We start from the raw sequence: 13,110 nt of genomic DNA on the forward strand, positions 1-13,110 counted from the left end.
AAATCGCTTTTATTCTAGAGAATGCGATAGGTTGGCAAGGCTAAATGAGTGCGAGAAGAATACCGCCTACGGTTGCCGCTGCGGACAGGTATTGCCCCGCTGAATAAGAACCATCATCTTCTTCTTCAATCTTATCTGGGTGATCCATACCCAAGGCACCATGAGCGAATGACTCAACTTTATCGGTAACTGTCGCGTTTTCTGCTTCGACTTTCTTCGCTTCTTTATCAATTTCTTTTAGGGCAGATAAGAGTGCTTTGCCTTCATCAGAAAGCCTAACCGTATTTTGCTCAACCTTAAGCGGTGTAGGCTTTTCAGCTTCGTTAGCTGAACTCTTAGCGTTCATCTGCGAAGGCGAATACAGCTGAGTATTACTCGTTCCTACTGGCGTCATATAGCTCTCCTTACCTATCCTTAAATATAGTATCGGCAGAGGTGTGAAAAACTTGTGCAATTAATCATCGATAGTGATGTTTTTTTATTCGCACATTACATTTTCGTCTGCTTGGTTAAATCGTCTATTTACTAAGCAAGTCTTGTGCCGATAAGAATGTTTGATTTTAGATAGAGTTAGGATGAATGACGGGAACGTGATCAAGTTGTGACGATGGGCTAATTATCTAGGATTAGCCCATCGACTCTTTAGCTTAGAAGAGTGGATCAACAGATCCTACTCACACTCTAGGCTAGCGCTACGTTTTGACAGATGCTTGTATGCCTTCATTCGGTTCTCTTTCTTTACAAAGCGAGCCGGCGGCGAAAGCACTTCAAGCTGATAATCACCGCTATCCGATGAGATCGCTTCAACCGGGCTGATGATGGCGATTTTTAAATCAGGGTTACGACGTAGAATTGATGCCGCCGTCCCTAAACCACCCTCGGTGTGGAACTTGCCAGCCACGTGAATCACTTGTTTATCAGGGTTTGATGCTAGGTAATCCACAATCGACTCAGCCATGGTTTCGTCCCAGGTAACCTGAGCGGCAAACTGCTTTTCTGTTTGCTCTGGCGTACCGTGATGCATAGAAGCCATGAACTTTTCTTTGTAAGGGCTATCGCCAGTATCCACTTCGGCAGCAATCCATTGGCGTTGCTCGGTCGATAATTGGTCTAGGTAAGGCAATCCTTTACGGCCAATACACTGCACGAATGGCTTTGGTGCATTTGCCGCAATAACATCGACGTCGTTGGCTTTTGCGAACTCAACTAACGCGCGGTAATCACTTTCGTAATTTGGCCAAGCTGCCGCTTGAGACATGAGAATTTGTTCGCCAATTTCGCCGTTTAAGTATTGGTCAAGTGTGGCTTGGTGCTCTCGAGTGAACTGTTCCATTGAAAGCGCAATGTTTGATGTTGCGTTGCGGCGCGCTTTTAAGAAGTCGGTTTGGAAGCGGTGAATGGCAGAATGCGTGTGCCATTCGCCAATTAGAACCACATCAGCGTCAATCAGCTGCTCGGGTAATGCATCGAGAGAAAGTGTTTCGCCTTGTGGAGAAGCGAACTGGTAGTCATAGAATGTGGAAACGGATTCCGTTTGAGCCACTTTTTGAGAAGTGTCTTTTGCAGGTTGACTAGCACAAGCCGTGAGAAGAGTAGCTAATCCGATAAGAATAATACGTTGCATGAAATGCCTCCTTGAAGAACACGCATACTAAAGGAGGCAAGATAAGATTTCAATGCAAACGATAATCAATATCAATTAAATTTGTTTGCGGTACACTCGCAGCATAAAGTCAGCTTCACAGTTGAATTGCTCTGCCTCGGTGAGTTGTAGTTTAAACTCTTCACTCGCCTTCCAAGCAAACGGCGTCATCTGTAGCAGGTCGAATGCATCTGACCCCGATAGTTCCATCATATAGTTTAGTTGCTCTTGATGCTCAAGCGTAAAACCTTCGATCACTTCTGGATCTTCATCGTGCAAGCGAACGCCATCATAAATCGCATCGCGCAGCTGATACAGGTGTCGGCTGGCTGGTGTCACGGTGATCACGACGCCATTGTCTTTGATGGTGCGCTGTAACTCTTCAGCCTTACATGGCGCATAAATGCGCAGAATGCCATCTAAGCTATTTTCAGCAAAGGGTAGACGATGACTCGAAGCGACTGAGAAGTCGACCGCTGGGTAGCGTTTAGCGGCATATTTGATAGCAATCTTAGAGATATCTAGACCAAAAGTAGCGCCATTCTTTTCTTGAAGGTTTACCGCAATTTCATTGGTGTAATAACCTTCACCACAACCTATATCTAATAGGCTAGGGGCTGTTTCTGGCAGATAGCTAGCGCATAAACCAACAACGGCTTGGCGCATTGGATCGTAGTGGTTGCCTTCAAGGAAGCGGCGACGAGCCTGCATCATCTCTTTGTTGTCACCTGGATCTTTTGAGCGTTTGTGGTGTGCTGGCATCAAATTGACATAGCCTTCTTTTGCTAGGTCGAACTGATGGTTCTTTTCACATTTAAACGTACGATCGTTTTGAGATAAAGGTTGGTGACACAAAGGGCATTGGTAAGTCATGGAGACCTCTAAAGGAGAATAGACAGCGCAAGTGTAACGAGCTAAAACCAAAAAGTAAAAGAGCGACATAAAGCCGCTCAAAAATCGTTTTTTATAACTGTATTTATACGGTTATTGGGCACTAATCACAGTGAACAGTTGGTGGTTTTCACCCGGCCGGAGTGTTTTACCGGCTTCTAGGCTTGGCGCGTGCAGTGTTGATTCTACGCACATCATAGTTAGGTAACCATCGTCTTGCATGTCGCCCATACTTGCAGCGCCTTCTGCCCACGGGTTCCACAGTACTGCAGAGTTATGACCGTGGTTTTCAACCGTTAGAGTACGATCCAGCTTTTTATCAGCAACAAAGATTTGCGCTTCTGGCTGAGTGTAAACGCGATCAATAGTGTCGGTCAGTACCAGTTCAGATCCACCTTGGCAGATCTTGCCACCTTGCAGGCTATCAATGTACTCAGCACCCATACCAGTGGTGGTTGTGTTGTGGATATCGCCAACGTTTAGGTAAGTGTGTAGTGCACCAGAGAAAGTCCATGGCTGAGAATCAGTGTTCTTCACGTCCAGCGTTACTTTTAGTTGTTCGCCGATCTCAACATTCAAGCGAGCATCAAACTGATGAGGCCATACTGCTAGCGTCTCTTCGCTTGGCTTCAGACCTAAGCTAACAATCACGCCAGCTTCGCTTTCACGGTGTTCAACCAATTGCCATTCACTTGAACGGGCAAAACCATGTGCTGGTGCTGCAATGCGACCAAACCAAGGCCAACATACTGGAATACCACCACGCAGAGCCGTTTTACCATCGAACTTAGCTTGTTGGCTCATCCAAATTAGGTCTTCTTGACCTTGCGGTTGGAATGACACCACATGGCCGCCAAACAGTGAAATCGCTGCGTTTGCTTTATCGTGGATAACGCGAACCAGTTTTACACCTTCGTGTTCAACGATAGTGACGTTGTCAGAAAGTACCGCCAGTGCAGGTAGAGTAGATAAATCCATTACATGATCCTTCTAAGGAAATTGAATTCAAATGCTGACTAGAGTGATGCTTGTGTTTTCATGAGTAACAAGCAGAGTCAGTATTAGAATTGAATTTTGCGTTTGGGCTATCTTGATGAGCTTAGACAGACGCGGTTTAAAAGATAGCAGGCATTAAAAAGGCGACACTAAGGTCGCCTTTTTCAAAGTCTGCTCAAAACAGTCTTCGCTAATGCTTATCTAAAGCGATTTCTAAAAAGAAATTACTTAGAGATGTGAGCGATTAGGTCTAGAACTTTGTTTGAGTAACCGATTTCGTTGTCGTACCAAGATACAACTTTAACGAATTTGTCAGTTAGAGCAACACCAGCTTTAGCATCGAATACTGAAGTTTGAACTTCACCGATGAAATCTTGTGATACTACTTGGTCTTCAGTGTAACCAAGAACGCCAGCCATTTCGCCTTCAGAAGCTTCTTTCATTGCAGCACAAATTTCTTCGTAAGATGCAGCTTCTTTTAGGTTAACTGTTAGGTCAACTACAGATACGTTAGCAGTTGGTACACGGAAAGCCATACCAGTTAGAAGGCCGTTTAGTTCTGGAAGAACAACGCCTACAGCTTTAGCAGCACCAGTTGAAGATGGGATGATGTTTTGAGAAGCACCACGGCCACCGCGCCAGTCTTTAGCAGAAGGGCCATCTACAGTTTTTTGAGTTGCTGTAGTAGCGTGAACTGTAGTCATAAGACCAGACTCAATGCCCCACTTATCGTTAAGTACTTTAGCGATAGGTGCAAGACAGTTAGTAGTACAAGAAGCGTTAGAAACGATGTCTTGACCAGCGTAAGATGCTTGGTTAACGCCCATTACGAACATTGGAGTTGCATCTTTAGAAGGACCAGTAAGAACTACTTTCTTAGCGCCAGCAGTGATGTGCTTACGTGCAGTCTCGTCAGTTAGGAAAAGACCAGTTGCTTCAGCAACTACGTCTACGTCGATAGCATCCCACTTAAGGTCTTCTGGGTTACGCTCAGCTGTAACACGTACAGTTTTACCGTTAACGATTAGGTTACCGCCTTCAACTTCAACAGTACCGTTGAAACGGCCGTGAGTTGAGTCGTACTTAAGCATGTATGCCATGTACTCTACGTCGATTAGATCGTTAATACCTACTACTTCGATGTCTGCACGCTCTTGAGCTGCGCGGAATACGAAACGGCCGATACGGCCAAAACCGTTAATACCTACTTTGATAGTCATTGTAGTTGCTCCACAACTTAATTTCTGATTAAAGATAACTGGTAGTAAAATTACAGAATCCAGTATACATCTGCAATAGATAATCCGACTTAACTTGTTTAATGTCAAAAAAAAGCGACGCTTTTCTTAACAATTGGGTGTAAGTGGTTGAAAATTGACCATTGCAAGTGGCTCTGTACCCTTCCAGTTGGGTAAAATACCCCTAAATGATGATTCACTTATGAGTGTATATGTACAATGTTTCCTGGTGAGAAAGTATGTGCTACAAAACGACTCATATGCAAGCCTTTATAGAAAAAAGTAAATATAATAACTGAGAATGTGGAGAGATATTAACGTGATTCAAAAGGGAGGAAATATGATAAAGCCTGATGAATACTGGCGTGAGCGCCTAACGGACGACGAATTTTCAGTGTGTCGTGAGCGTGGTACTGAAGCCCCATATAGCGGCAAGTTACTGCACAACCATAAGACTGGCGTCTATAGCTGCACATGCTGTGAAAGCCCTTTGTTTCTGTCGGATAACAAATATGACTCTGGGTGTGGTTGGCCAAGCTTTGATGCCCCAGTGAATGATGAAGCAGTACGCTATATAGAAGATCTAAGTCACGGAATGAAGCGTGTAGAGATCCGTTGTACCGCCTGTGATAGCCATTTAGGTCACGTTTTTCCAGATGGCCCGAAGACCACAGGTGAACGGTTCTGTGTTAATTCAGTGTCGTTAATTTTCAACAAAAATGACGAAAGTACGAAATAACTTGTAACTATTGTCTAATCCTTACAGGTCGCATTTGTCGATTTAGGAATGCTGAAACGCCCAAGATTTCAGATTTAACTCTAGTACAAATAAAAACAGCTACTAAAAAGGTAGCTGTTTTTATTTGAAAGCAGGTGAATAACAAGCTTAAGTAAGAACACTATAAATGAAGCGATCAGTAACTCGGGACGATTGAAGGGCTGTAAATTCCATCCTCAATCGCTTCGACGATGTTATCTGCGTCTTTATTTAGCTTCTTATAGGTTGCCTTGTCGAAATGGTACAACACCGTGAGCTCGGCTTCAGAAGCAATCGGCACGTCAAAGTCTTTGGCAACCATTGCCCAAACGTACGCTTTTTCCATATGTCCCAGGCTGTGGTTGATACTGGCCATCGACTTGAAGATTTCAGTGTTGGCTACCGAGCCATTAGAAAGCGTTAGCGCATTATTGAGTAGCTTAAGTGTCTTTATATGATTGCGGGTGGTATAGAAGGTTGCCAAGGCATATTGCATCTCAGCTGTGTTTAACGCTTCAGAGCCTTCTAGTTGTAGGAAACTGCGTCTGGCATTGGTGTCCCCAGTTTGCGACCACAAGAAGTAAAGCGTTTCCGGTGTATCAGATTTCGATAGCTCATCAACAATGCGCTCAGACTCTTCGATACTGTGCATTAAAGAGGTAAAGCGACGCTCTTGCAGCTTAGATTGATCGATCGTTTCGATCTGTGCCGCGAGCTCTAGGCACTTTTTGTAGGCAGTGACTAATTCGAATTCTTTAATTTTGTTGATTTCGGTGGGTTGCTTCTGAACTTCAAATCGATGCCAGATGAGGTCGGTACGTGCGACACGACATTGCCCATCGTTCATGTTCAATTGTTCACACTGAAGACCCGGATTGCTTTGGCACAGTTGATCGGTATTTTTGTTCCCTTCAAGACACCCAACCAGAGTGAAAGGCAATAGGCTAATCGCCAACCATTTCATAATTTTCATATTCCTTCACTTGTGATCAGATGCACTTATTATTGGTCAGGTTCTTGACTCAATTCTGTTACGGGTTATTTTCTGGTGAAAATTGTTAAAACTAAGGCTTTACCATGGATGCAGAACAACTTCTTAGCGCAATGACACCCGAGGTCTACGAACGTTTAACCTACGCAGTTGAAACGGGTAAATGGCCAGAAGGTACGGCGCTCTCAAAAGAACAGCGCGACTCGTGTATGCAAGCGGTTATGTTATACCAATCTAAACATAACTCTGAAGCTCAACATATGACAATTGCAGCTGGTGGTGAGATTAGCTTTAAATCTAAGTCTGAACTAAAGAAACAGTTTAAGTCAGATCAAGAAGACATTGTTAGGGTTAACCCGAATCATTAAGCTTAAATTACAACAAAGGGGTGGCAATGTGCCACCCCTTTTAGTTTAACTCGTTTATTTATAAGCAATAAAACGATTTAGTTCACGTTAAGCCGCCGTTACTTTCATAGAATAACTGGCTTTAACGTGAATCCTTGAACAGGTTATAAGCTCATCTCACCGCGCAATACTTGTTGCATCTGAGCCTTCACTTCTTCGTAGCCTAGGTTTTGGCTTAATAGATAATGCAACTTCGCCAGTGCCGCTTCTGGTGTCATATCGTAACCACTCACCACGCCCGCTTCTGCTAGTGCACAACCTGTCGCGTAACCACCCATGTTGACTTTACCAGCCAAACATTGAGTTAGGTTCACCACAATAACACCGCGCTCTGAGGCATCTTTCAGGTGCTGAAGCAGTTCTGGGTTTTGTGGTGCGTTACCCACACCGAAAGTAAGCAGAATCATTGCGTTAACAGGTTGTAATAGCGTGTTACGGATAACTTCGTGTGAGATGCCTGGGTACATTGTGATTACGCCGATAGGTTGCGGAGTAATGTTATGAACCTTGAAAGCACCTTTAGGTTGTTCGTTTACCTTTACGTTATTGCTAAGTTGGATATTGATACCCGCTTCTAGCAATGGATTCAGGTTTGGAGACGTAAACGCATTGAAGCCATCTGCGTGTGATTTTGTGCTGCGGTTACCACGCATCAACTTGTTGTTGAAGAACAGTGTCACTTCGTTGATAGGGTAGTTTGCGGCAATGTGTAGCGCATTCAGCAGGTTTGCTTGTCCGTCTGAACGAAGCTCTGCTAGTGGGATCTGAGAGCCCGTAACAATCACAGGTTTGCCGAGGTTTTCAAGCATGAAAGACAGTGCAGAGGCAGTGTAAGCCATAGTGTCTGTGCCATGCAGGATAACGAAACCATCGTACTTATCGTAGTTCGCGCGAATGTCATCAGCGATAGTCTGCCAATCAAGTGGCGTCATATCTGAAGAGTCCATTAATGGAGAGTATTCGTGAATGGTGTACTTAGGCATCTCTGGGCGATGGAATTCAGGCATGCCAGCTAGCTGCTTATCCATGAAACCTGCGACTGGAACATAGCCGTGGTCAATAGACTTCTGCATGCCAATTGTGCCGCCGGTGTACGCGATATAGATGTGTTTTCTTTCCATGGCGATTAATACTTAGTGTGATGTAGGGAACAGGGGGGCGATTATAGCGAATTATCATGCAATAAAAAGAGGCACCTCACACAGAGGCACCCCTTAGTCATTGAGTTATTGGCTCAACTTATTGAACTTGGCAATTTAAGCAGAAAGCGTATCGGCCTTGTGGGTCGTTAAAGCTGCCTAACAGCTGGCTATCTTGAGCTAACTGCTGAGTAACAGGCTGTAAACTGCTTGGTATCATCGATTGAATATCTAGGCCTATCGACATCTGAACTTGGTTCATAAATTCTTGAATAAATTGTTCAGTGGCCGAAAGTGGCTCTTCTACCCAGTAAATGTTGTAGCTTTCAAGCTCTGCAAGTGAAGCCGCAGCTGCAACCGCATCATCGAAATCACCAATCTCATCGACTAAGCCTTTCTGAATCGCATCTTGACCTGTCCAAACTCGACCTTGAGCAATCTTGTCGACAGCATCGACTTCCAGACCGCGATTTTCTCCAACTAGGCTGATGAATCGGCGGTATCCGTTTTCAATGCCCATTTGGAACGCGTCTTTCGCGCCATCGCTAAGTCCAGTTGTAATACCAAGACCTGAGAAAGGTGAGGTGCCAACGCCATCAGTGTAAACACCAATATCGTTCAACCCTTTTTCGAAGGTGGTGATAACACTGAAGATACCAATTGAACCCGTTAGTGTGGTTGGCTGAGCTAGGATCTTATCCGCACCCATCGAGATCCAGTAACCACCCGAAGCAGCAAGGCTCGACATCGACACAACAACCGGTTTACCCGCTTGCTTGATCGCTTCTATTTCATTACGGATAACTTCAGAAGCAAAGGCACTGCCACCTGGGCTATCGACACGAAGTACAACCGCTTTCACTTTATCGTCGTTACGTGCTTGGCGCAGTAGGGCTGCTGTGGTATCGCCGCCAACGGTGCCACGTGGTTGCTTGCCATCCATAATTGCGCCGCTCGCTACAATCACGGCAACGTCGTGTGATTCACTAGTCATGTTTGGAAGCATGGTTGTACGGTATTCGTAGTAACCAAACGCGTTGTAGCTGTCTTGGCCGTCACTGCCGAAAACATCGGCAAGCTCTAGTCGAACTTGCTGGCGTGTCGCTAGCTCATCCACTAAGCCAAGTTTCTCGGCCAGTTTTGCAATGTCACCGTCCACAGACTCAAGTTCTTTCAAGAAGGTGTCCATGCTTGGGTTCAGTGTCTTAGCGTCTATTTGACGGTTGTTGCTGACGTCATCAACGTACGCACCCCATAGTTGGCTTAACCAACGAGAAGCGGACTCTTTCGCTGCGTCTGACATGTCATCACGAATGAAAGGCTCAATAGCTGACTTATAAGTGCCCACACGGAACACGTGCGTGTTTACGTCTAGTTTCTCTAACAACGTTTTGTAGTAAAGCGAGTAAGCGCTATAGCCTTTAAGAAGAACCCCACCATCTGGTGATAGGAAGACCTTAGTTGCGTAGCTGGCTAGGTAATATTGGCTTTGGTTGTAAAAGTCACCCACCGCATAAATCGGTTTGCCTGTTGCTTTGAACTCATTCAATGCTTTAGCAATGTAGCGTAGCTTGGTCAGGTTGGTTTCTGGCAGCTCTTTGAGAGCTAAAACGATACCAGTAACCTTGTCATCGTCTTTTGCGTAGCGAATCGTTTCAACGATATCAAACAGGATGTTCTCTTTTGGAAGGTCTTTGCCAAGTAGTGAACCTGTGACCGAATCCATCGGATTGATATAGCGGCTTTGTTCCACAATAGGGCCAGACAGATTAAGCACTAAAGCCGAATCCTGAGGAACCGTCGGTTGAGCCGTATCTGAATGGAAGTACACAAAGTAGATGATGGCGATACTGAGTAAAAAGACTAGGTTAACCAGCGCAAGACGTACAAACGTAATGAGCTTCCAAATCCCTTTAAAGAACATGCCTATAAATTTGAATATTTTTTTCATTCTGTCTCCGCAGTGAGATTACGTCGCTTTAACAAGCCGTAGTACCATTAATCTCAATAATATGAACTGCTTAGTATCCTACGATAATTCCCAAGCTCAAACTACACCAAGAATTGTTAATCGATATATATTCTCATTAAGTGTAGTCAAATTAAGGGCTTCTGAACGATTAATACGTGCAGCATTATGATCGGTGTTACAAAAATGTAAACGGTTGTTTGAACTTTTGGTGATTGAACTATACTGTGGTCAGACCACAAGGATAAAATAATAGAAGTGATGTCTGCCATGTACCCACATTTACTTGAACCACTCGATCTTGGATTTACCCAGTTACGTAACCGTGTATTGATGGGATCAATGCATACAGGTTTAGAAGAAAATAAAGAAGGTCTCCACAAACTCGCCGCGTTTTATGAAGAGCGAGCAAAAGGAGGCGTTGGCCTTATTGTTACTGGTGGTTTCTCTCCTAATTTACGTGGCAGATTAACCCCATTCAGTGCTGAATTCAGTAAAGTAAAGCACGCTAAAGCGCACCAAGTTGTTACCGAAGCCGTCCACAAGCACGGCGGTAAAATTGCGCTTCAATTGTTGCATGCAGGTCGTTATGCGATGCACCCATTTGCGCAAAGTGCGTCTGGCATTAAAGCGCCTATCGCTAAGTTCGCTCCAAGTGAGATGAGCCCTCGTCAGATTAAAAAGACCATTGGTGCCTTTGCCAACAGTGCCGAACTCGCCCAAGTCGCGGGTTACGACGGCATTGAGATTATGGGATCTGAAGGTTACTTGATTAACCAATTCATCTGTAAACGTACCAATATGCGTTACGACGAATGGGGCGGTTCTTATGAGAAGCGCATGCGTTTCCCGCTGGAGATTGTTAAATCGATTCGCGAAGCAGTGGGTGACGACTTCATTATTATTTTCCGACTGTCGATGCTGGATTTGGTTGAGCAAGGCAGCACCTTTGAAGATGTTGTTCTATTGGCTCAAAAGCTGGAAGAAGCAGGCGTGACTATTATCAATACCGGCATCGGTTGGCATGAAGCGCGTGTTCCGACTATCGCGACACAAGTACCACGTGGTGCATTCTCTTGGGTGACGGAAAAAGTGAAACCATACGTGTCGATCCCAGTGGTGACATGTAACCGAATTAATACGCCAGAAGAGGCCGAACGTATTCTTAGCTCTGGGCAGGCTGATATGGTGTCTATGGCGCGTCCATTCTTGGCAGACCCGGATTTTGTTAATAAAGCAGCTCAAGACCAAGCTCAGTTCATCAATACCTGTATCGGTTGTAACCAAGCTTGCCTTGATAACGTGTTTAAAGGTAAACGTGCGAGCTGTTTGGTGAACCCACGCGCTTGTTACGAGACTGAAATTGTTGTTCAGCCAGCGCAAGCGACTAAGACCATTGCGGTTGTTGGCGCAGGCCCAGCCGGTTTAGCTTGTGCGACGACACTAGCCCAGCGTGGACACAAGGTTGACTTGATTGAGAAAAATGACCGTATCGGCGGCCAGTTTAGATTAGCAATGCAGATACCGGGCAAAGAAGAGTTCAGAGAAACGATTCGTTATTTTGCTAACCAAATCGATGCATCCGGCGTGAATCTGAAACTGGATACGGAAGCAACGTTTGAGATGTTGTTGAAGTACGATGAAGTGGTGATGGCTGCTGGCGTAGAGCCAAGAAAGCTCGATATTGAGGGCATTGACCAAGAAAACGTGGTCGATTACCAAACCTTGATTCGCGAAAAGACACCAGTAGGCGAAAAGGTCGCGATTGTTGGTGCTGGTGGTATCGGTGTCGATGTGGCAACCATGCTCACCGAGCCGGCGTCACACAACCTAGATGATTGGCTGCATGAGTGGGGCATCGATAAGAACATGGAACACCCAGGTGGTTTGTATCCTTACCCGGATTCATTCAGCGACAAAACGGTTTGGGTGATGCAGCGTAAAGCGGGGCGCGTTGGTAAAGGTCCGGGCAAAACTACAGGCTGGATTCACAAACGCACACTAGAAAAACGCGGTGTTAATCTACTGGGTGGCGTGAGCTACAACAAGATTGATGACCAAGGTCTGCATATCAGCGTTGGTAAGAAAGAGCAGGTGCTGGATGCTGACTCGGTTATCGTATGTGCAGGTCAGGTGTCAGTTCGTCCATTCGAAGACATGTGGCAAGAGTTTGGTGGCAAACTGCATGTGATAGGCGGCGCCGATTACGCGGGTGAATTGGATGCAGTACGCGCAATTCGTCAAGGTGTTGAGCTAGCGATTAAGTTATAGAATCAGCTATCAAACTGTAATCTTATCAGTAGATATTGTTACTTAATTTGCTGAGTTAGATTTTGAACAAGGCTCCTAAGTCATAGATTTAGGAGCCTTTATTGTTTCTAATCTAGCCTAAATGGACAGCCGTTGAGATTTATTATCGTTTGTATTCTGTGCTAAAGTTCAAGTATACAAATAATAAAGAAATAGTAAGGACTTCAAATGGATGCTTTGGATCTGTTGCTCAACAGACGCTCAATCGCAAAACTCTCTGATCCGGCACCTGAAGGTGTGGCGTTAGAAAACATCATCAAAGCAGGGCTGCGTGCTCCAGACCACGGTGCACTAACACCATGGCGCTTTGTTATCGCGCAAGGTTCAGGCCTACAAAAGCTTTCAGACATCTTGGTGCGCGCCGCTGAAGCGGATGACAGCGAAGAAGCGGTTATCGAGAAAGTAAAAAAAGCGCCGTTCCGAGCTCCGATGGTGATTACTGTGATTGCCAAAGTAACTGAGCACGAGAAAGTGCCTGCTATCGAACAACATCTGTCTGCGGGTTGTGCTGCACAGGCGATGCAAATGGCCGCAGTCGCACAAGGTTTCCAAGGCTTTTGGCGCTCAGGTAAATGGATGTTCCACCCAGAAGTACACCAAGCATTTGGCCTAGAAGGCGACGATGAAATTGTTGGCTTCCTATACCTAGGCACTCCAGGCTGTACACCAATGAAAGTGCCAGAGCGCGACTTCTCTAAGTTCGTTGAGTTTTTATAAAGAAAGCTGAAGCTTGAATAGTGGAATGCTAACTGTATAAACAACCAGTTTTT

12 protein-coding genes are annotated in these 13,110 nt (G+C 45.1%); 4 read left to right on the plus strand and 8 right to left on the minus strand.

Annotation, left to right across the window (positions count from 1 at the left end; translation table 11 throughout):
• Positions 1 to 40: 40 nt before the first annotated feature.
• The 5 genes from AB6D06_RS00275 to gap form a co-directional block, all read right to left on the minus strand.
• Entirely contained in the window at positions 41 to 394 is a 354-nt protein-coding gene (locus tag AB6D06_RS00275) for a hypothetical protein (protein ID WP_017059386.1), read from the minus strand.
• A gap of 276 nt (positions 395 to 670) precedes the next feature.
• Positions 671 to 1,624 carry a ChaN family lipoprotein gene (locus AB6D06_RS00280; RefSeq protein WP_017059385.1) on the minus strand — a complete coding sequence of 318 codons (954 nt, stop codon included), beginning with the start codon at positions 1,622 to 1,624 and terminating at the stop codon, positions 671 to 673.
• A 75-nt stretch (positions 1,625 to 1,699) separates the two neighbouring features.
• Positions 1,700 to 2,515 (minus strand): 23S rRNA (guanine(745)-N(1))-methyltransferase, encoded by an 816-nt coding sequence (gene rlmA / locus AB6D06_RS00285; protein WP_017067182.1) that lies wholly within the window; start codon positions 2,513 to 2,515, stop codon positions 1,700 to 1,702.
• A 111-nt stretch (positions 2,516 to 2,626) separates the two neighbouring features.
• Positions 2,627 to 3,511 (minus strand): D-hexose-6-phosphate mutarotase, encoded by an 885-nt coding sequence (locus AB6D06_RS00290; RefSeq protein ID WP_229647120.1) that lies wholly within the window; start codon positions 3,509 to 3,511, stop codon positions 2,627 to 2,629.
• 242 nt (positions 3,512 to 3,753) lie between these two features.
• Complete coding sequence (gap, locus tag AB6D06_RS00295; RefSeq protein WP_017059382.1) at positions 3,754 to 4,749, minus strand: type I glyceraldehyde-3-phosphate dehydrogenase; 996 nt, start codon at positions 4,747 to 4,749, stop codon at positions 3,754 to 3,756.
• Positions 4,750 to 5,068: 319 nt separating this feature from the next.
• Between gap and msrB the strand changes: the two genes are divergently transcribed.
• Positions 5,069 to 5,506, plus strand: a complete 438-nt coding sequence (msrB, locus tag AB6D06_RS00300; RefSeq protein ID WP_080582205.1) for a peptide-methionine (R)-S-oxide reductase MsrB — start codon at positions 5,069 to 5,071, stop codon at positions 5,504 to 5,506.
• Between the two features lie 175 nt (positions 5,507 to 5,681).
• Here the strand turns inward: msrB and AB6D06_RS00305 are convergent, their stop codons facing one another.
• Positions 5,682 to 6,488, minus strand: coding sequence for a DUF2989 domain-containing protein (locus AB6D06_RS00305; RefSeq protein ID WP_017059380.1), 807 nt, complete (start codon positions 6,486 to 6,488; stop codon positions 5,682 to 5,684).
• A gap of 113 nt (positions 6,489 to 6,601) precedes the next feature.
• Between AB6D06_RS00305 and AB6D06_RS00310 the strand changes: the two genes are divergently transcribed.
• Positions 6,602 to 6,883 carry a YeaC family protein gene (locus AB6D06_RS00310; protein WP_010437067.1) on the plus strand — a complete coding sequence of 94 codons (282 nt, stop codon included), beginning with the start codon at positions 6,602 to 6,604 and terminating at the stop codon, positions 6,881 to 6,883.
• A gap of 143 nt (positions 6,884 to 7,026) precedes the next feature.
• Here AB6D06_RS00310 and ansA read toward each other — a convergent pair whose 3' ends face one another.
• Positions 7,027 to 8,043 carry an asparaginase gene (ansA, locus tag AB6D06_RS00315; RefSeq protein ID WP_017063439.1) on the minus strand — a complete coding sequence of 339 codons (1,017 nt, stop codon included), beginning with the start codon at positions 8,041 to 8,043 and terminating at the stop codon, positions 7,027 to 7,029.
• Positions 8,044 to 8,161: 118 nt separating this feature from the next.
• Complete coding sequence (sppA, locus tag AB6D06_RS00320) at positions 8,162 to 10,012, minus strand: signal peptide peptidase SppA (protein WP_029235699.1); 1,851 nt, start codon at positions 10,010 to 10,012, stop codon at positions 8,162 to 8,164.
• Positions 10,013 to 10,291: 279 nt separating this feature from the next.
• Between sppA and AB6D06_RS00325 the strand changes: the two genes are divergently transcribed.
• A complete protein-coding gene (locus tag AB6D06_RS00325) occupies positions 10,292 to 12,301 on the plus strand; it encodes an FAD-dependent oxidoreductase (RefSeq protein WP_372109839.1) in 2,010 nt (669 codons plus the stop codon).
• Between the two features lie 207 nt (positions 12,302 to 12,508).
• Positions 12,509 to 13,057 carry an NAD(P)H nitroreductase gene (locus AB6D06_RS00330; RefSeq protein ID WP_017059376.1) on the plus strand — a complete coding sequence of 183 codons (549 nt, stop codon included), beginning with the start codon at positions 12,509 to 12,511 and terminating at the stop codon, positions 13,055 to 13,057.
• Positions 13,058 to 13,110 lie beyond the last annotated feature (53 nt).

The sequence above is a fragment of the Vibrio sp. 10N.239.311.G01 genome (assembly GCF_041465805.1).
Classification (GTDB): Bacteria; Pseudomonadota; Gammaproteobacteria; order Enterobacterales; family Vibrionaceae; genus Vibrio; species Vibrio crassostreae_C.

Bases quoted from the DNA above. Each gene is read 5' to 3' on its own strand.
- ansA (WP_017063439.1), bottom strand. From the start codon at position 8,043: ATGGAAAGAAAACACATCTATATCGCGTACACCGGCGGCACAATTGGC.
- gap (WP_017059382.1), bottom strand. From the start codon at position 4,749: ATGACTATCAAAGTAGGTATTAACGGTTTTGGCCGTATCGGCCGTTTC.
- AB6D06_RS00310 (WP_010437067.1), top strand. From the start codon at position 6,602: ATGGATGCAGAACAACTTCTTAGCGCAATGACACCCGAGGTCTACGAA.
- msrB (WP_080582205.1), top strand. From the start codon at position 5,069: ATGTGGAGAGATATTAACGTGATTCAAAAGGGAGGAAATATGATAAAG.
- AB6D06_RS00325 (WP_372109839.1), top strand. From the start codon at position 10,292: ATGTCTGCCATGTACCCACATTTACTTGAACCACTCGATCTTGGATTT.
- sppA (WP_029235699.1), bottom strand. From the start codon at position 10,012: ATGAAAAAAATATTCAAATTTATAGGCATGTTCTTTAAAGGGATTTGG.
- AB6D06_RS00305 (WP_017059380.1), bottom strand. From the start codon at position 6,488: ATGAAATGGTTGGCGATTAGCCTATTGCCTTTCACTCTGGTTGGGTGT.
- AB6D06_RS00290 (WP_229647120.1), bottom strand. From the start codon at position 3,511: ATGGATTTATCTACTCTACCTGCACTGGCGGTACTTTCTGACAACGTC.
- rlmA (WP_017067182.1), bottom strand. From the start codon at position 2,515: ATGACTTACCAATGCCCTTTGTGTCACCAACCTTTATCTCAAAACGAT.
- AB6D06_RS00330 (WP_017059376.1), top strand. From the start codon at position 12,509: ATGGATGCTTTGGATCTGTTGCTCAACAGACGCTCAATCGCAAAACTC.
- AB6D06_RS00280 (WP_017059385.1), bottom strand. From the start codon at position 1,624: ATGCAACGTATTATTCTTATCGGATTAGCTACTCTTCTCACGGCTTGT.
- AB6D06_RS00275 (WP_017059386.1), bottom strand. From the start codon at position 394: ATGACGCCAGTAGGAACGAGTAATACTCAGCTGTATTCGCCTTCGCAG.